The sequence below is a fragment of the Paenibacillus sp. yr247 genome, from assembly GCF_900103825.1.
Taxonomy (GTDB): Bacteria; Bacillota; Bacilli; order Paenibacillales; family NBRC-103111; genus Paenibacillus_E.
Window position 1 is genome coordinate 27,708 of the sequence record NZ_FNIF01000026.1, and the last position, 18,195, is coordinate 45,902.

The 18,195-nt window shown below is 45.3% G+C and carries 20 protein-coding genes; 4 read left to right on the forward strand and 16 right to left on the reverse strand.

The window, feature by feature from the left end; genetic code table 11:
* Positions 1–103: 103 nt before the first annotated feature.
* The 11 genes from BLT91_RS25480 to BLT91_RS25530 form a co-directional block, all read right to left on the reverse strand.
* Entirely contained in the window at positions 104–748 is a 645-nt protein-coding gene (locus BLT91_RS25480) for a LytTR family DNA-binding domain-containing protein (RefSeq protein ID WP_090826450.1), read from the reverse strand.
* A 130-nt stretch (positions 749–878) separates the two neighbouring features.
* Entirely contained in the window at positions 879–1,898 is a 1,020-nt protein-coding gene (locus tag BLT91_RS25485; RefSeq protein ID WP_090826453.1) for an NADP-dependent oxidoreductase, read from the reverse strand.
* A 22-nt stretch (positions 1,899–1,920) separates the two neighbouring features.
* Positions 1,921–2,982, reverse strand: a complete 1,062-nt coding sequence (locus BLT91_RS25490) for a BtaManbiosPhlase (RefSeq protein WP_090826456.1) — start codon at positions 2,980–2,982, stop codon at positions 1,921–1,923.
* Between the two features lie 26 nt (positions 2,983–3,008).
* A complete protein-coding gene (locus BLT91_RS25495) occupies positions 3,009–3,953 on the reverse strand; it encodes an MTP-1 family protein (protein WP_090826459.1) in 945 nt (314 codons plus the stop codon).
* Positions 3,954–3,996: 43 nt separating this feature from the next.
* Positions 3,997–4,836: a carbohydrate ABC transporter permease gene (locus BLT91_RS25500; protein ID WP_090826462.1), complete on the reverse strand. Its 840-nt coding sequence runs from the start codon at positions 4,834–4,836 to the stop codon at positions 3,997–3,999.
* Positions 4,823–5,698, reverse strand: a complete 876-nt coding sequence (locus tag BLT91_RS25505; protein ID WP_090826464.1) for a carbohydrate ABC transporter permease — start codon at positions 5,696–5,698, stop codon at positions 4,823–4,825. The genes BLT91_RS25500 and BLT91_RS25505 overlap by 14 nt, the downstream gene beginning before the upstream one ends.
* A gap of 15 nt (positions 5,699–5,713) precedes the next feature.
* Positions 5,714–7,027 carry an ABC transporter substrate-binding protein gene (locus tag BLT91_RS25510; RefSeq protein WP_090826467.1) on the reverse strand — a complete coding sequence of 438 codons (1,314 nt, stop codon included), beginning with the start codon at positions 7,025–7,027 and terminating at the stop codon, positions 5,714–5,716.
* A 230-nt stretch (positions 7,028–7,257) separates the two neighbouring features.
* Positions 7,258–7,575 carry a hypothetical protein gene (locus BLT91_RS32015; protein ID WP_090826470.1) on the reverse strand — a complete coding sequence of 106 codons (318 nt, stop codon included), beginning with the start codon at positions 7,573–7,575 and terminating at the stop codon, positions 7,258–7,260.
* A 213-nt stretch (positions 7,576–7,788) separates the two neighbouring features.
* On the reverse strand, positions 7,789–8,412 hold the full coding sequence (locus BLT91_RS25520) for an MBL fold metallo-hydrolase (RefSeq protein ID WP_090826473.1): 624 nt from the start codon (positions 8,410–8,412) through the stop codon (positions 7,789–7,791).
* Between the two features lie 12 nt (positions 8,413–8,424).
* A complete protein-coding gene (locus BLT91_RS25525) occupies positions 8,425–8,991 on the reverse strand; it encodes a thioredoxin family protein (protein WP_090826476.1) in 567 nt (188 codons plus the stop codon).
* A gap of 118 nt (positions 8,992–9,109) precedes the next feature.
* Entirely contained in the window at positions 9,110–9,709 is a 600-nt protein-coding gene (locus BLT91_RS25530; RefSeq protein ID WP_090826480.1) for an undecaprenyl phosphate transporter UptA, read from the reverse strand.
* A gap of 186 nt (positions 9,710–9,895) precedes the next feature.
* Between BLT91_RS25530 and BLT91_RS25535 the strand changes: the two genes are divergently transcribed.
* Together BLT91_RS25535 and BLT91_RS25540 are read left to right on the forward strand one after the other, a co-directional pair.
* On the forward strand, positions 9,896–10,342 hold the full coding sequence (locus BLT91_RS25535; RefSeq protein ID WP_090826484.1) for a cupredoxin domain-containing protein: 447 nt from the start codon (positions 9,896–9,898) through the stop codon (positions 10,340–10,342).
* A 109-nt stretch (positions 10,343–10,451) separates the two neighbouring features.
* Positions 10,452–10,766, forward strand: coding sequence for a dehydrogenase (locus BLT91_RS25540; RefSeq protein ID WP_090826487.1), 315 nt, complete (start codon positions 10,452–10,454; stop codon positions 10,764–10,766).
* Between the two features lie 60 nt (positions 10,767–10,826).
* Here the strand turns inward: BLT91_RS25540 and BLT91_RS25545 are convergent, their stop codons facing one another.
* Positions 10,827–12,125: an alpha-glucosidase/alpha-galactosidase gene (locus tag BLT91_RS25545; protein ID WP_090826489.1), complete on the reverse strand. Its 1,299-nt coding sequence runs from the start codon at positions 12,123–12,125 to the stop codon at positions 10,827–10,829.
* Between the two features lie 146 nt (positions 12,126–12,271).
* On the opposite strand from BLT91_RS25545, the gene BLT91_RS25550 reads away from it, so the two are divergent.
* Positions 12,272–13,129: an AraC family transcriptional regulator gene (locus BLT91_RS25550; RefSeq protein ID WP_090826492.1), complete on the forward strand. Its 858-nt coding sequence runs from the start codon at positions 12,272–12,274 to the stop codon at positions 13,127–13,129.
* Positions 13,130–13,374: 245 nt separating this feature from the next.
* Here the strand turns inward: BLT91_RS25550 and BLT91_RS25560 are convergent, their stop codons facing one another.
* Positions 13,375–14,055 carry an NAD(P)H-binding protein gene (locus BLT91_RS25560; RefSeq protein WP_090826495.1) on the reverse strand — a complete coding sequence of 227 codons (681 nt, stop codon included), beginning with the start codon at positions 14,053–14,055 and terminating at the stop codon, positions 13,375–13,377.
* Between the two features lie 24 nt (positions 14,056–14,079).
* Positions 14,080–14,877 carry an RDD family protein gene (locus BLT91_RS25565; protein ID WP_090826497.1) on the reverse strand — a complete coding sequence of 266 codons (798 nt, stop codon included), beginning with the start codon at positions 14,875–14,877 and terminating at the stop codon, positions 14,080–14,082.
* 103 nt (positions 14,878–14,980) lie between these two features.
* Here BLT91_RS25565 and BLT91_RS25570 point away from each other — a divergent pair, with 103 nt between their 5' ends.
* Complete coding sequence (locus BLT91_RS25570) at positions 14,981–15,952, forward strand: stage II sporulation protein M (RefSeq protein WP_090826499.1); 972 nt, start codon at positions 14,981–14,983, stop codon at positions 15,950–15,952.
* Here the strand turns inward: BLT91_RS25570 and BLT91_RS25575 are convergent.
* Positions 15,947–17,320 carry a DUF58 domain-containing protein gene (locus tag BLT91_RS25575; protein ID WP_090826501.1) on the reverse strand — a complete coding sequence of 458 codons (1,374 nt, stop codon included), beginning with the start codon at positions 17,318–17,320 and terminating at the stop codon, positions 15,947–15,949. The two genes, BLT91_RS25570 and BLT91_RS25575, sit on opposite strands and share 6 nt — an antisense overlap.
* Positions 17,271–18,191, reverse strand: a complete 921-nt coding sequence (locus BLT91_RS25580) for an AAA family ATPase (protein ID WP_090826503.1) — start codon at positions 18,189–18,191, stop codon at positions 17,271–17,273. Before BLT91_RS25580 ends, BLT91_RS25575 begins: the two co-directional genes overlap by 50 nt.
* Positions 18,192–18,195 lie beyond the last annotated feature (4 nt).

Below are 18,195 nucleotides of genomic sequence, written 5' to 3' on the forward strand. Positions count from 1 at the left end.
TTCACCATTTTAACAAACGACAAAGAGGAGGAATGATTTTTCGGATGAAAATGAGGATAATCAGGACGGATCATGAATATTTTGGCCTGAAACAATGAACTATTCAGAAGCCAAGTAATTTCCGAAAATAACTGGTATATGATTGACTGACCGTAATTTTGGTTTCGTTTTTCATAATTAAGACCAATGTTGAGTGTGTATCGGGGTAGATCTCCTTTATATAGTTAACGTTAACGATAAAGGAACGGTGGCAGCGCACAAAGTAATCTTTCGGCAAAAGAAAATCGAACTCATTTAACGTATATTTATGCGTGCCGGTCAGTTTTTCGGTAATCACATGCGTCTTACGGTCACTTGCTTCCAGATACATCACTTCCGGAAAAGGAACTGGAACCCATCCCTCATGGTATTTTACCGTTACAACGGATTTGCCAGTCGTCAGAGTGGGAAAAATTGCAGAAACACATCCCCCCAGTTTCCCTTCATGGATCAGCGGAACCGCCATACCGTAATAGGGGACACCAAATAAATCCCGATCAATAAATTCGGAAATCTTTTGTTCTCCGGTTAGCGCTTTATGTGTAATCGTCCCTTCCTTGACGGGATCGCCTTTCTTAATTTTCAGATCGATTCTTTTACTTGGCCGATAATAAATATATTCCTCCGTATTTGAAACCGCGATGGAGACCTCATCCGAAAATAACTCACCGATAGCATCAAACATAGAATTCATTGTAAATTGTGTCATTCTCTGCACCTCCCCTCCATTTTAAAATAACTTCATGTCTGATTACAACGTTAAGGACATCTGTTTCCATGAAATAATGGCAAAAAAACGGCTTCGCATCGTTACGAAGCCGTTCTTCGCTTTTCTACTATCAGATTCCGTTCACTTTGACGAGCATTTTCCCAAGATTCTTGCCTTCAAACAATTGCAAGAATGCTTGCGGAACTTGGTCGAAGCCCTCCATAATCGTCTCTTCGTATTTCAACTTGCCCTCTGTAAGCCATTTCCCCAGAGCCTGAATGCCTTCGTTGGATCGGTCTGCGTAATCGAAGTAAATAAAACCTTTCATTAAGGAACGAGTTTTGATTAATTTCCTTTGAACACGCGGGCCGTAGTCTCCATCTGTGCTGTTGTACGAAGAAATTGCTCCGCACACGGCAATTCGGGCATGAGTGTTCAGCAGGTTCATAACCTCATCGGATATGGTTCCGCCCACATTATCAAAATAAATGTCGACCCCGTCCGGACAGGCTTGTTCAAGTGCCTGACTCAGATTACCAACTGTTTTATAGTTGATCGTCTCGTCAAAACCTAGCTCGTTCTCCAAAAATTGTGTTTTTTCATCCGAGCCCGCTATGCCGACAACACGTGCCCCTTTAATTTTTGCTATCTGGCCGACAATCATGCCAACTGCTCCTGCTGCACCCGATACAACAACCGTTTCCCCTTCTTTGGGTTGTCCAATATCCAGCAAACCAAAATATGCAGTGAGCCCTGTTAGACCAAGAACGCTTAGATAAGCAGACAGAGGGGCGATCTTTTCGTCGACTTTTCGCAGCAAAGCTGCATCCACCACATTGTACAGTTGCCAGCCCAGCATGCCAATAACCTTATCTCCAACGACATACTGGTCTGATTTAGACTTCACAATTTCACCAACGACACCGCCTACAATCGGCTCGCCCAAACGGTACGGTTCGGTATACGATTTACTGTCATTCATTCTGCCCCTCATATAAGGATCTACAGATAGATAGATGGAGCGGACAACAACCTGATTTTCTCCAGGCTCTGCAAAAGGCGCCTCTCTGATTTCAAAATTTTGCTCTGTCGGCATCCCTTCGGGGCGCGATAACAATACAATCATTCGGTTAATTGTAAGGCTTTTCATATATAATCCCTCCCACTATTCACTAAACGTATTCCAAGCTGTCCAGAATTTCTTTCAGACTTAACTCCGCACAAGCCATTGATGTATCTGCCACACCGTAATACATTTTGACGATACCGCCTTCTATAATCGCTCCACAGGAGAAGACGACATCTCCGAAGAAGCCATTCTTCTCATAGTCAGCTTCCGGTTCCATTACTGGCTTGCCCGAGCGGGCAATCACTTTCGACGGATCGTTCAAATCGAGCAGCACAGCTCCCATACAATAGCGGTGATCTAGTGTCGCACCATGATACAATTCCAACCACCCTTTCTCCGTCTTAAAGGGAACCGCTCCTCCACCAATTCTGCCGCTATCCCACATTCCCTCCCGAAGTCCAAGGAGATGCTTATGATTTCCCCAGTACAGCAGATTATCCGATTCTGCGATCCAGATGTTCGGATTTCCGATGCTCTTCATCGTAGGACGGTGTAAGGCGTAATATTTGCCGTTTATTTTCTCAGGGAAGATTAGAACATCCTTATTGTCAGGTCCAAAAATCATACCATGATGCTTCGTTGTGACGAAGTCGGTTGTCGAAACCATAGACTCCCCTATACCCACCGGTGATACTACAGAGAAGTAAATGTAGTACGTATCCCCCATCTGAGTTACCCGCGGATCTTCGATTCCAAAGGTTTCCTGAATGTTGGATGGATAGATGAAGGGCTTCTCATCCACTGTAAACTGGTGACCGTCTTTACTTCTTGCGATACGAATATAAGACAAGGAAGTCAGATATTCGAACGTCCCACTCTTAGACTTATTCCGGATAACGCGCGGATCAGTGAAGTCATAAAGATCATCGTCCTTGCGGAACTCTATAAGTTCCAATGCATTTGTTTCCGGGTTGTATACAGGGGCTTTCACAATATTAGGATCTTCACTTATAGGACGCTCTGCCACTCGCAGCAGCATCAGCACTTCATCCTTATAGGTGGCAATTCCCGCGTTGAAAGCTCCAATCACCTCAAAGTCTTTCCGGTGCGGTTTCACATCATACGGCGTAATCAACGGGTTCTCAGCATATCTTTGTATATTCATTGACGTAAACTCCTTAGATGTAAAGACTATTTTTCAAACCGGATAAAAGGATCCACAATCGTAATCCGATGTGCTTCTGCATCGCTTATTCCTGCATATAGGGTAGCCATCCCATCTCCATGGCGAAGGAGTCCTCCGCTAAATACTACATCCTGCAGATCAGGGCGCTTGGAAGGGCCTGGAACAAAATTGGCACGGCTTGCGATGAGCTCAATGTCTGTGCGCTCACCCGTCTTCGGATCCAAGGTGAACACCATAGGGTAATAATGACGGTCCTGATTCTGATCGTAACAAGCGATATGACCTAACACACCGATCTGTCCACCTGTCAGAAGGTGTGCCTCATTGGCTCCGCCCCACTCTTCATCCGAAAACTGATGATCAAAAAGGGGCGCTGCCTCAACTGCTTCCTTCGTTAACTTATCCAAAGAAGACACTTGGAAAAAGCCGATCTTACCCCGTCCACCCTTCTTCCCTTGAGGACGAGTAAACACCCCGATCTGTCCATCATGAAGCTCGACTAACCGAAGGTCCTTCATCCCGTCGGGTCCCACAAAGAAAGGTTTCAAGCTGGAAATATCCTTACCTTTGTAAAAAGCGGTTCTCCACATTAACGCATTTTCTTGTTCAGGATGAGGATAAATCTGTACGCCACCCACTACAAGCTCTTGACCAATCCGTGTATGGAATGGATCCTGCAGCTCCAGCACGGGTGCGCCTTTACGAGGCAGCCATTCTCCGTCTTTTTCGACAAAAAAATACACTTCAGAGTGTTCACTGTCTCGCGACTCGACCCTGCCTGCAATGACCCATTCCCCTCCATCTTCGAAGGGAGCGGAAATATTGTATACGTCTTTGTTCCCTACACCGGTGAATGAAAGCTTCTGGGCATTCTTGATGTCCGCATCTTTTAACAGAAATTCCAGTAATAATTGTTCACAGTTTTTTAAACTAGGTTGATTAAGATCCACGGAAAATTTCCCCTTTTTCAAGCAATCTCGCAGTACAGTTTGTTTACTTCAAGCTGACCTGCATACCCTGTTGGAAGTTCTTACCGAAAATGATAAACAGGATAATGATCGGAATGGATAACAGTACCGAACCGGCATACAAAGGACCTGGATAAGTACCGTAAGGTCCGAACATCTGGGATAACAACACATTCAGCGTCAGCATGTCGTCACTGCGAACCATAATCATATCCCATAACAATTCCGTCCAACGTTCCATCAGCAGGAATAAGAAAATGACACTCGTAATCGATTTGGACATTGGCATCATAATTTTGTACAGAATCTGGAGATCTTTAGCTCCATCCAACTTTGCCGCTTCAATGAACACCGTCGGAACCGCCTTGAAGAAGTTAGTGTACATGAAAATCGCCCATAAGCTGACCCCTTTTGGAATAATCAGCGCCCAATATGTATCATACCAACCGAGCTTCTGAATAATCAAGAAGCTCGGAATGAGCAGGATAATGGACGGAAAGAACATGTGAAACAGAATAAAGTTATTCACTGTATCGCGTCCACGGAATTTAAGCTTGGATAGCGCGTAAGCCACCATCACCCCAAATATCATCATGAGTACTGTAGAGCTGATTGACACAATCACACTGTTAAGAAAAGAACCAAGCCAAGGTCGGGCTATTCCGGATTCTCCACCTGAAAACAACCAGGAGTAAGATTTTAACGAATAGGATGTAGGAATTAACTTACGATCAACTTGAGCCCAATCTGCAAATGAATTAAGCACCATATACAAGTAAGGGTATACCATAACGAGCAGAAGAACGGCCGCTATAACGTAACGCAGGATTAGCCTGTTTTTATTATTGCCTTTAGACCCAACCATTTCGAGCACCCCACTTTTCAAGCAGTTTTCTAATGATATAGATCGAGATAAAGGTAACTATAGAAGCCAGCAGAGCCACAGCAGAAGCATAACCTGCCTGCAAGTTCTTGAAGGCTTGGCTGTAAATTTCCATCTGCCATGTATTTGTCGCGAATTTCGGTCCGCCTCCTGTCAGCTGGTAGACCTCTGTGAATATCCCGAAGGTTACACCAAATGCCAGAATAAGCGTTGTATAGAATCCCGGATACAATAACGGCAGTGTAATCTTCCAGAAGCGCTGCTTGCCGGTAACCCCATCGATTGCCGCGGCTTCATACACTTCTTGATCTATACTCTCCAGAGCAGAGGTTAAAATAAGAGCGTAATAACCCGTGAATTTCCAAGCCATGATCAGTCCGACAATGAATAACGCGGACCAGGGTGTACCTAACCAGTTAATATGAATTCCGATCTTCCTAAGGCTCATGTTCAATGGGCTGTTATAGGACAGGAAACCTTTTACAATCAAGGAAGAAACAACACCGGAAGACAGATAAGGCAAGAAAAATCCTACTAGAAACAGACTTTTGTAACGTGGAAGACTGTGTACCAATATGGATACAATTAACGCCATTATAGAGACCAATGGTACGAAGACCATCATGAATTTATACGTCACCCAGAAAGCAGCATGAACGCCCGGTGATTTTATGGCTTTCATAAAATTATCTAGGCCGACATGTTGAAAGTCTGGAGCAATCAAATCCCAGTTCGTAAAGGATAGATAGAAGGACCACACTAACGGGATAAGGAAAAAGACGATCGAATAAAGAAGGTAAGGACTGGTGAATAACCAGCCCAACCCATTGTTGTTTTCTTTCAAATTGAAGAGCCCCCTTTATTTTAGTGCCCCTTCAATGGCTTTCTTCATATTAGCCCAACCTGTCGCAGGATCAATTTCACCGCGGACGACCTTATTCCAAGCTTCTTGTCCGATAATGGTCTGCAGATCGTTAAACTTAGGATTATCCATCGGAGGAACGGCATTAGGAACATTCTCCGCATAAGGTTTCAATTGTGCGTTCTTATCCAAGATAGCTTTAAAGGAGTCATTCGTTGTCAAGTCGTCACGCGCAGGCGGCAGCTTGGTTTGATCGAACCATTGTGCATCATTCTTAGGATCGGAATAAACCCATTTGACGAAATCTAGCGCTGCTGCTTGCTGTTCCTTCGTAGCGGAAGCATAAATAACTAACCCTTTTGTATCCGCAAAAGTCTTGGAAGTTTTCGGATCTGCACCATCCGGTACCGGAGGCATGGACAAGGTATAGTTCTCGTTGTATTTCATGTTAGGGAATTTCTCTGCCCAGTTCGTGAAAGTCCAAGGTCCCAAGTCAATAAACAAGCTGGTTCCTGTCTCAAAAGGATCGGCAACGTTCTGTGCCAGAATCCCTTTATTCTTACGAAGATCATCGATGAATTTAAGAGTGGCTACACCCGCGTTGTCATCTCCAACGAATTTGTTTCCTTCAATAAACTTATTTCCGTTTGAAGCGGCATCATAGATCATAAAAAAGTCAAACCATCTCTTCCAAGCGGTAGGATCCGCCAAATCAGCCTTGGCCCAGAAAAATTTATCCGGGTATTTCGCCTTCAACTTCGCATTCACGGCCATAATTTCACTGTACGTCTGTGGCGGAGTAGTGTATCCCAGCTCTTTCAGAATATCTAATCTCCAGCCGAACAGCATTGCATTGGAGTAGATCGGAAGAACATATTGATGACCATCGGCAAATTGCCAAGGCTTGATGGTACTTGACATCATACGTGCAGTAACGATGTCATTAAAGCCAGTTAAAGTATCTAAAGGTACCAATGCCTTACTTGCAGCTAATTGAGCACCAAAGCCACGGTTGATATTCTCTGAAATTGTAGGTGCGCTTCCACCGGCAATAGCAGCTTGGATCGTAGCCTCTGAGCTTGGGGACTCTTTAATGACACTAACATTAATCTTGACCTTTGGATTTGTCTGCTCATACGCTTTGGCCGTCTTCTGCCAAAAGGCTTGTTGAGTAGGATTGGTTGCCGCCCAGAATTCAATCGTGGTAACTCCGTTTACTGTTGAGGGTGTATTGCCCTTCTTCGAAGCGCAAGCGGTTAGCAAGGAGAATACCATTATGACGGCAATCAGCCCGCAAATATTTCTTTTCATCAATTTAGATCTCCTCTTTCTGTTGCTGTTGTTGTTCAAAACTTTGAAACTTGAAGCATTGATACTGGAATTTGTAATGTGATTAAAATTTATACGTAGTTTCTGCATTCATTGATTTTTTATGCTCTTTAGATTTGCGAATGCTTTATTCTTCACAACAAACAAAAAAAGCAACCCAATCCGGTCAAGAATCTCCGAAGTGAGTTACTTTTTTTATAGCGATTAACCAACTAACATTTCGCAATAAATCCACGTGTAATAATGACAAGCAAGATGAACAGAACAAGAATACTACCTGCTGATGAAGTGTAAGAACAGACAGCTACGGGCTTCGGGGCAACTGGTTTTGGAAAAACAAACGATGTTTGTTGGTAGGATGCGTGTAAATGAATATCATTGTGGACCGGGTGTTGCATAATAGGAGCTGGCGGCTGAACGGCTGGTAACGGCATAGGCATTGGCATTGGCATTGGCATTGGCATAGGCGTTGGCATTGGCATTGGCATTGGAGCTGGCATCGGATACGTTGGAGTTTTTACATATTCCATGAAAGAGCACCTCCTTATGTCTCGAACTAAGTTGTTATTGTTAAGGGTGGGTGAATAACTTACAACATCAGTCTATGGGGAAGCACCTACCTTGAACACGGTAAATACCCAGATCATCCAAAAATGGTTAGGTATCATGGGCGAACGAGCATACGAGCTGCTAACAAACGACAAAAAGGACTGTCCCTCATATCAGGGGCAGTCCTTTCGTTATTACACATATGGGTTGTTGTCTCGTTCGAAACCAATGGTTGTTTTGGCGCCATGCCCAGGATACACAACGACGTCGTCTTCGAGTACAAACAGTTTTTCTTGAATGGAGTCGAGCAGCTCGTTGTTATCCCCGCCGGGCAGATCGGTTCGACCTACAGACAGTTTAAATAGGACATCACCGCTAAACAGGTGTTTGTCGTATAAGAAGCTCACACTTCCGGGTGAATGCCCGGGGGTATGGAATACCTTGAGTTTAATGCCTAGGAATTCGAGCGTTTGCCCTTCATCCAGCGCATATTCAGCCGGTTCCGTTTCAATCAGAGCACCGAGATCAGGCCAGCGCGCTGAGCCGTTTTTCTTCGGACTCGTCAGCCAATCGGCTTCCAGATCGTGAATATACACAGGACAGCGTTTCAGCTTACGAATTTCATCGACACCACCAATGTGGTCAAAATGAGCATGCGTAAGGAGAATCGCTAAAATATCCAAATCGGCAATCTTTTTGATAAGGGACTTAGGGTTCATACCGGGATCTATGATAATGCCCTTTTTCGTTTCCGGATCAGATAATAAATACGCATTCGTGCTTACTGGTCCTAATACGAACGATTCTATGTTAATCATCTAAATTCACCCTTAGAACGACTCGATTAATTCACGAAGTTCCTTCACAATAACAGCATGATATCCGTTACCTTCACCATATTGACGGCCCATTTCGGCTCTGGCTAGTTGAATTTTTTCGTTATAATCTGCGGCTTCACGATCAGGATTTTCTTTCTTGAATTGTGTCATAATAGCTTGCACATTTTGGGGACGAGGACCCCAGTGTCCTAGAACAAAACCACCCGTATCTGTAAACACAATGATAGGAATGGATCGACCGCCGCCAGTCAGAAACTGGTCAATAACGTCGTAGTTTTGCTCCATAATCAACACTTCCACAGGAATACCGCTGTTCTCCAGCGCTTTGAAGACGACAGGTACGTTGCGAACAACGTCGCCGCACCAATCTGCAGCAATAATCAGACAGCGCAGATCATCGCGGTTGTTCAGAGCATCGAAATACGCCTTATCCTCTTCATTATCCCATTCAAATCCATTGTAATAAGCTAAAAATTGCTCTTTATTTTTCTCCATGCTGTCAATGAATTGTTGCGGCTTTAAGCCTGTGCGCAGTTTGTTTGCAAGATTCGTACTCATCGCTGCTCATCCTCCTAATATAGAGATCTTTGAACGTAGATCAAAGTCTCTCCTTTTTCGTGATTCTTCCTTTTTATTGTAACAAATTGAAACGTAAGCTCCAAATTATGGGACCGGCTTACGCTTTCCCTTTTCTTTTCAAATATAATTGATAACCCACATACGCAAGTGTCAAAATAATAGCTGCAATAATTAATGGTTTAATGAACGGCCCTGCTTTTTCATCAATCGTTTGCCAGTTATCTTTGAGCAGCATACCTAAGTAAACATATAGAATGGAGTATGGAATTAAGGCTAAACCCGTGTAGAGTGTAAACTTACCTAGGGGCATTTTGGCCATACCGCCGGGAAGGGATATCGCATGACGTACAATCGGAATAAATCTAGCTGTGAAGATCATCCCTGTTCCATAGCGGTTAAACCAACTCTCTGCTACATCAATATGATGCTTGCTGATGAGTAAATATTTGCCGTACTTCTCCAAGAAGGGTCTGCCTCCGTAGCGTCCGATCCAATAGAGCACAATTTGTGCTAATGTCCCGCCGATTACAGCACAAATAATAGCACCGATAAAGTTAATTTCACCTTTGGATACAAGATAGCCTGCATAAGCCAATAGCAGTTCGTTAGGGATTACTTCCAACATTAGTCCGAGGAAAATCCCCCAATACCCAAGCCCTTCCAAATAAAGCAAAACATTATGAATAAATCCACTCATCCATAAACCCTCTCTTCACATTAATAAAAACATTCTATCACAGACGAGCTCTTAACAACCAGTTTACAGCTTCCTATGGGCTAAAAAGAAAGAAATGATATGCTCTTTGCAGGCGATTCATAATCATGCGCTGACAAGCCTCTGCATAAGATGTACAAGTATGTATGTACAGGAGGCGGAACCCCAATGTCCCAAGTATGGATTGTTAAACGCAAGCATCTCTACCTAGCAGCCGCAGTACTGATCCTTCTCCTTTCCGGTGTGCTGTTTTTGAGCCGTGGGAAGATCCTTCCCACTCTGGCGGAACCCACTGCCGAAAGAACCATTCACATGGTTGTAGGTGAGTTCAAATCTACCACCAAAGACGGGAAAACGATCGAAGCCTATCGCTGGGATCCAGGCACCATCGTCATCCAAAAAGGCGAGAAAATCAAACTAAGCATCTACGGTGTAAACGGCGAGAGTCATCCTTTTCTTATTGAAGGAATGAACATTAGCGGGGAAGTCCAGAAGGGAAAAGAAACGGTTATCCATTTTACGGCCAATCAGGAAGGCACCTATCGCATTATTTGCTTGACGCACGCGGATATTGCTCACGGCGGCCCAATGATCGGTTATCTTGTGGTAGATTAGTAAACTCTTAGAATCAACCTCCTCAATTGGGCACCTTAGGTTCTAGTCTTCAGTGGCTCCGCGCCCGCTCCATGCATACAAATAGCATAGAGGGAGTGTGGATACCGTTATGAACAATAAGCAGAGTGAAAAACATAAGCAGCAGTTCCCCAGCGCACGTGGAATTCGAAGGGCTTGCAGCAAGGAATTATATCGTACAGTGAAGCGTTTGAAAATATGGATATCCCCGGCGCAACTCAAGGCCGCTGAGGAGCTTTACGTGAAAAAGGTCATGCTAAATCTTCCTTTTATCGTCGAGAACGGCAGTAACCGCAAAGCGCTTTCCGACTGGTTTGACGAAAACGTAGGACCGGAAATTGCTCCGATTTGGAACGTTGAGCTCGAGGTATTGAACCATGCGTTTCGCGACGCATTCGGCGGGTAAAGCAAAGAAGGCCATGGGTATGTTAGACATACGCCACGACCTTCTTTTTCATATGAAAACTTAAGAGTATTCAGGCAGCCATTTGCCGTGTGCTTCAATTAACTCATCACACATTGATTTGATATCATCTATCGACAGCTCTGCTGCTGTATGTGGATCCAACATTGCCGCATGATAAATGTGCTCACGTTTACGTGTGATTGCAGCTTCAATTGTCAGCAGCTGCGTATTGATGTTCGTACGGTTAAGCGCTGCAAGCTGCGGTGGTAGATCTCCTACATAGGTAGGCGTAACACCGTTGCGATCTACTAGACAAGGAACTTCAACGCAGGCTTCGCGTGGCAAGTTCGTAATTAAGCCGGTATTCATAACGTTACCGCCGATTTTGAACGGAATATCCGTCTCGATCGCTTCGAATATGTACGATGCATACTCATGGGAACGTACATGCGTTAAACTCGCATCGTTCACAAGGTCCTCGCGCATTTGTTTCCATCTGCTAATTTGCTCGATACACCGGCGCGGATACTCGTCGAGCGGAATGTTAAAGCGCTCAACCAGCTCTGGATAATTTCGTTTGATGAAGTACGGATGGTACTCGGCGTTATGCTCGGAAGATTCCGTAATATAATAACCGAAATTCAGCATCATTTCGTAACGAACCATATCTGAGTGCTTCTCTTTCTGTTTCTCAGCTGCCCGCTTCTTAATCTCCGGATAGAGGTCGACGCCGTCCTTCGTCACTTCAAGCAGCCACGCCATATGGTTAATACCTGCGATTTTGGCTTTAACCCCTTCTCGATCAATGCCCAAACTCTTGAATAGCTCTGGCACACAAGACTGCACGCTATGACACAAGCCAACTGTACGAACACCGCCATAAGTGTTCATCACATTCGTTAAAACAGCCATTGGATTCGTGTAATTTAGGAACAAAGCATCTGGGCATACCTCACGAACATCCGCAGCAAAATCCAGCATCACAGGAATCGTTCGGAGATTACGGAAAATCCCCCCAATGCCGACCGTATCAGCAATCGTTTGACGCAGACCATACTTTTTAGGAATTTCAAAATCGGTAATCGTACATGGATCATAACCACCAACTTGGATGGCGTTCACGACATATTTGGCTCCGCTCAGAGCTTCCTTACGATCCGTATACGCTTTCACAACAGACGTGCTGCCGCTTGTTTTTTTGATGTTATTCAGCATGTTGGCTGAATCCTGCAGACGTTCATGATCAATATCAAAGAGAGCGATTTCAAAGCCTTGCAGCGCGGGTGTGAGCAAGCAATCCCCAAGGACATTTTTTGCAAAAACCGTACTGCCGGCACCTAGAAAAGTAATCTTGGACATGTTATGAATCTCCTCCATTATGTGGTTTTTTTCATATCTTCACTATATCGCAGGACGCCTCGGAAGCATATGGATTGAACGAACTCCAATATGGACATTTGTAGTTTATTGATGTACCCTAAAAGCAAAAACAAAAAGAGGTTTCTATGAATCCGGATCATTCCTATTTCACCGTCAATATTAATCCACATCATAGTAACAGTGAGCTGTCCGTACTTTTCAGCGGAGAAGGCAAGCCCATTCCTCTACATAAAATGGGACCCGCTGTGCATGATTATTATCTTATTCATACGGTGCTTTCGGGTGAAGGTACTTTCGAGATGCACAATCGTACTTATCAATGCGCCGCTGGGGACACCTTTGTCATTTATCCTGGGGAGTTGTTCAGCTATACGGCAGACAGTCGTCATCCTTGGCACTATACTTGGGCTGCCTTTTCCGGTCGAGCAGCAGGAACGATGCTTTCGCAAATCGGCGTCTCACCGCAGCAGGCCGTCATTTCAGGGAGTAACCCCCGCTCCGTACGTCATCATTACCGCCGCATCCGCTCCTGCTTTCAGCAGTCTACTTTCCCTGTACTTGAAGACATGGAAGCTACAGGTTGGCTTCGCTTATTGATCCGAGAACTCGGGCGGACAAATGCCCATAGGATGACAGTTAAACCTACCTCCGAAACGGATATCGAGCGTCAAGTCGGGCAAGCGGTCCGCTACTTAGAGCTGCAATACACCCAAGCCGTCTCTATTGAGGAGCTCGCACGCACACTTGGCTACCATCGCACGTATTTATGCAAAATGTTCAAACTATCCACGGGCTTCGCCCCGATGCAGTATTTATTCAAAATTCGCATGGAACGCGCCAAACAGCTATTGGAGACGTCAATGACTATTGATCAAGTCGCCTCTTCGGTCGGCTTCAATGATGCACTATATTTCTCCAAGCAATTCCACAAATGGAGTGGTAGCGCACCTTCGGTGTATCGCAAAGAACAGAAATCGTTGTAGATGACTATAACGCACTCACGTTCCGTTTGGAACAGTCCAAGAGCTGCTCGGATTCAATAGAAAAAGCCTCCAACCCTAAAAATCGCATTGGGGCTGGAGGCTCATTCCATTAAATTTCGATATCCACAATTAAACTATCAACTCTGCCTACTTCTCTAATATACGCAGCAACCGCTTGGTGCTCCGGGTTAGGACCATAAGCGTACGTTAATTATAATGGAATAAGATTCATTCCAACTGCCTTTTTATTTCGCCGCCAGCTCAGCAATCTGAGCGGATAGTAGCACATGTGCGCCGGCTTGGCCTGACTTTGCGGATTTAATTAATCCAGTGGCGATTATTTTCGCATGAATGGGTCGGTAAGTCCTTAGTCTTCCAATCAAAAGTGGGGAAATTGCTCGTGATACAAGGCTTCCCAGCTTCTCACCTACTCGGACTTCATCTCGATCCCCTAGAATAAGAGAAGGACGCAGCATATATAGCGCACGGAGGTTAAGCGCCTTGAGTCCTTGCTCTACTTCTCCTTTTACCCGATTGTAGAAAATCGAGGATGTGCGGCTCGCTCCCATCGCAGTCACAATGGCAAAAGCATCTGCCTTACCTTGACTAGCGATTTCGCCCAGTTTAATGGGGTATTCCAAGTCCACTTTTCGAAATTGCTCTTGGGATCCGGCCTTCTTGATCGTTGTCCCCAGTGTACAAAACACATGAGCATGTTCCATGACAGAGGGTTCAATAATAGCATCTAGATTGCTGTAATCCGTTACGATTTGAACCAACTTCTCATTTCCACGGAGATGACTGACTTGTATGTTTTTACGAACCAGCGCAATTACTTGATCATAGGCACTGTCTTCCAAAAGCAGCCCGATCAGCTCACGACCAACTAATCCGGTGCCGCCTGCTACAATAGCTGTCATTCCCATAATGTGAGCCTCCTAGAGCTGTATTTAGACTTCCCAGTCGTTTCTCAGCTTCTCATAAAGCTGGGCTGCGTAAGCGGCAGGATCTTGCGTAAACCCGAGGTCATGTTCTAATTTCTTCGCAAAATAGTGAGCGATCGGTACCGCTAACTCCGCTAATCTTACATTAGGCATCGTAGGTATTCGCTCGACCCAGGCCTGCAGAAGCTGCCAATCCTTTGCAGAGATCTCTTGTCTTTTACTTTCCTCAATCTCCAATGCAAGAACGGGATAGTTCTTTTTGTAGATCGCTTTTTCCAACTGTTTACGACGTTTCATCCGTTCAAAACGGGCTTCAATCACAACAATAGTTCCGGCTACCATATCGCCGATGCGCTTATCTTTCGAGCTTAAGAAGATACTGACTGCACCTAAAAAGTAGAACGTTGGCATGATATCAAGCAAACGGAACAGGTTGCGAATCAAGATTGATAATAACGTAGCTGATTGACCGTTGTTTTGAAGCACTCGAAGCCCGAGCATTCTCTTGCCAGGTGTTTGCCCACCCATGAAAGCTTCCGTGCAAACGAAGTAGCCCAAGTTCAATACAATCCATAGAACAATGGAAATTGCGATTAAATAATCGGCAATGGCAGGCAGCCAGTCCCCCGAATATAACCTGCTCACCAAAATAACGAACAAAAATAGAATGCCATTGATCACAAGTAAAATCAAACTATCAATCAAATGCGCTAACGTCCTGCTGCCAATTCCTGCGGTATGAAATTGTAATTGCACCTGCTCAGGTGTAATAATCGTTATTTCTTTATCCAGAGACTCGTTCATAGTATCTCCTTACGATTTCAAAATTATGGTAAATGAACTCCATGATATGATAAAATGAACAAGCAAAACTGGAAGAGTACTACGAAAACTCAGGAGGCACCCCATGGATATCTCGCGCTTTATTCGAGAACATAAACCGCAATGGACGGAGCTTGAAGAGCTGCTGATTCAGCTTAGTAAGCGGACGAGCAGCCTGCAAGCTGGCCATGTGAATAGATTTACTGAGCTTTACAAAGTCGCATCTGCTCATTTGGCTACCTTACAAACTCATTTACCTGCGGATGAAACAACGATATATTTGAATCATCTTGTGTCCCAAGCCCACAATGCGATGTATAAGGAAAGTAATAAAAGCAGCACCCAGCTGAAGGAGTTCTTCCTTCACTACTTTCCATCACTTATCCAAGCAAGAAGCCTCTTCATCGGCTTTGCCCTTATCCTATTCCTGCTGGGAGGGCTGCTGGGCTTCCTGTCCGTTTGGAACGACCCGCTAAATCTATCGATGATCATGCCTGGCGCAATGGCCGATAGCATTGATCCTTCCAAAACGGCCGGTTCACGTGGGGACTTACATTCCCCCCTCGTTTCTACAGCCATTATGACGAATAACATTCGGGTCGCTGTCCTTGCCTTTATTAGCGGTATGACGCTTGGTCTCGGCACCGTCTATTTAATGATTAGCAACGGCCTTATCGTTGGAGCACTTGCTGCCGTCTTCATGCAATCAGGTAAGAGCTATGTATTTTGGGCCTACATACTGCCGCATGGGATTATTGAGCTTACCGCTATATTTATCGCAGGCGGAGCCGGTTTATATATGGGCTATCGCTTTTTCGTTCCGGGACCCTATCCGCGCAAGCTGCGCTTTCTGGAATCGGCCAAGGAATCGGCCCAACTTCTGATCGGCACCATTCCTTTATTCATCATTGCAGGGATTATTGAAGGATACATTACACCATCCACTTTGTCGCTAGAGGTTAAATATCTCATAGCCGGAGTCACATTGTTCATCCTCGCCCTTTATTACGGATATGGCATTAGTAAACGATCTAAAAACAAACAATTAACGCTATAAATGATCTCTCGATTTCAAATCTAAATAAGCATTAACGGCGCTTAGTGTCAGTTGGTCGGCAGGGACATCCATCACGGGGATGCCTTTGCCGGCCATTTTGGTTACGTAGGCGTAACGATCCGTAGTAAATTTGTGGGCAATACTTTGCCGGTAAGCCTGCTGGCTATCCTCTGCACGAATACGCACCCACTGATGGATAAGCGGATCCTGCAACGATAAGAGCAGCACATGATGACTTCTGCGCAGCCGCTGTACATAGGGCAGCATCTCTTGATCATACAGATAGCTCTCCATATCGGAAAATAGCACAACAAGCGAGCGTTTTTTCAGAAAACGCAGCACATGGGAGAAGGCGATCTGTGTACTCGATTCAACAAAATCGGTGCGAAGATCATAAACAGCCTTCGTTAACACCTGCAGATGAGGAAGTCCTTTTCCAGCTGGGACGTATACTTTCACTTGATTGGAGTAAGCGATTAGCGCAACTTGATCCCCTTGTTTAAGTGCTACAGCTGCTAGTGTTAAGGCGGCTTCCAGCGACCGATCCAGCTTCACTTGACCTTCAAGCTCAATGGCCATTTGACGACCGCAATCCAGCACTAACGTTACAATCTTTCCTTTTTCCGGCTGAAAAAGGTTCGTCATCAGCTTCGTCGTGCGAGCAGACGCTTTCCAATTGATATGCCGGATGTCGTCGCCTTGCACATAATCACGGATATAGTGAAACTCTGATCCGCTGCGCTGCTTTTTGAATAGTCGATGGCCTTCTAGAATTAAAGCGTCTTGAACGGCGCCAAGGACACCTCGTACCTGAGATAAGTCCGGATAGATCTCAATGGTATCTTCTTGCTCCAAGCGCACTTGTTTCTTCCAAAGCCCCATGCCTCCAGAGTAACGCAAGTATACGTGTTCGAATACGTATTTCCCTCTTTCAAGAGCCATGATTGTATAGAAGAAGGAAGCAGATGTTCCACGGAACGCGCCGCTTAATTGGTTGCGTACCATACGAAATGGAGGAGGCAAATGATCCGTTACCTCCACTTGAACAGATTGCAGTTCCTTGGATTCAAGTTCAAGAGTCACCTCAAAACTGCTTCTGACATCCATTTGCTGCGGAAGTTTGCGACGGATAACCCAGCTGCTGCGTTTAGGAAGGAGCAAAAGATCAATAACGCTAAGCACGATAAGCAGCCCGTTGCAGCTCCAGAATACAGGTTGGACTGCATCAAAAACGGAGGCAATTAATGTGACTACGGCACCTACTACTACAAGAGCAATGAAACGGAAAGTTGGCAGGATAAAATCCTGAAACAGAAATTTATCGAGGAACCGGAATAGAGCCGAGCGTCTCTTGGATGATGTGGTCACTTGTTCCGCCCTCCAATTCCGCTTGCGGTGTGAGCAGCAGCCTGTGCCGCAGCGCAGGCCGCGCTACAAGCTTGATATCGTCTGGCGTGACATACATTCGACCATCCAGTAGGGCCCAAGCCTTACTTGCCATCAGCACGGCAATACCTGCGCGCGGACTCGCTCCCAGCTGTACCCGTTTGGACTCGCGTGTTTTGCGAATGATTGTGGCGATGTAGGTGTATAAGGACTCTTCTACAACAACATCGGACAGCTGCTGCTGCAGCTCGGTGATCCGCTCAGGGGTCAATATGGCCTCAAGCGACTCCTCATAATGCTGCTGAAACGGTACGTGATTACGGAGAATGGCGACTTCGGCTTCTTCACCGGGATAGTCAAGCACCAGCTTGAACAAGAAGCGATCGAGCTGTGCTTCCGGAAGTGGATAGGTGCCTTCGTACTCAACGGGATTCTGGGTGGCTACGACAAAGAACGGATTAGGCAGCTTGTACGTATTCCCTTGGATCGTCACCTGCCGCTCTTCCATTGCTTCGAGCAGAGCCGCTTGTGTCTTCGGTCCGGAACGGTTAATTTCATCTGCCAATAACACATTAGTGAAAATAGGACCTTGAATCGTCGTAAACGAATGATCCTGCATATGATAAATGACGCTGCCAGTAATATCACCAGGCATCAAATCTGGGGTAAATTGAATTCGGCGGTAGCCGCCGCCTGATAATTCCGCAAGGGTGCGCGCCATCTTCGTTTTCCCTAGGCCCGGCACACCTTCAAGCAGTACATGACCGCCGGCTAATAAGGCGGTGACGAGCAGCCTTATATTCAGCTTTTGGCCGAACAAGCGCCGCTCCATTTCTTGAATGATTTCATTCATTACG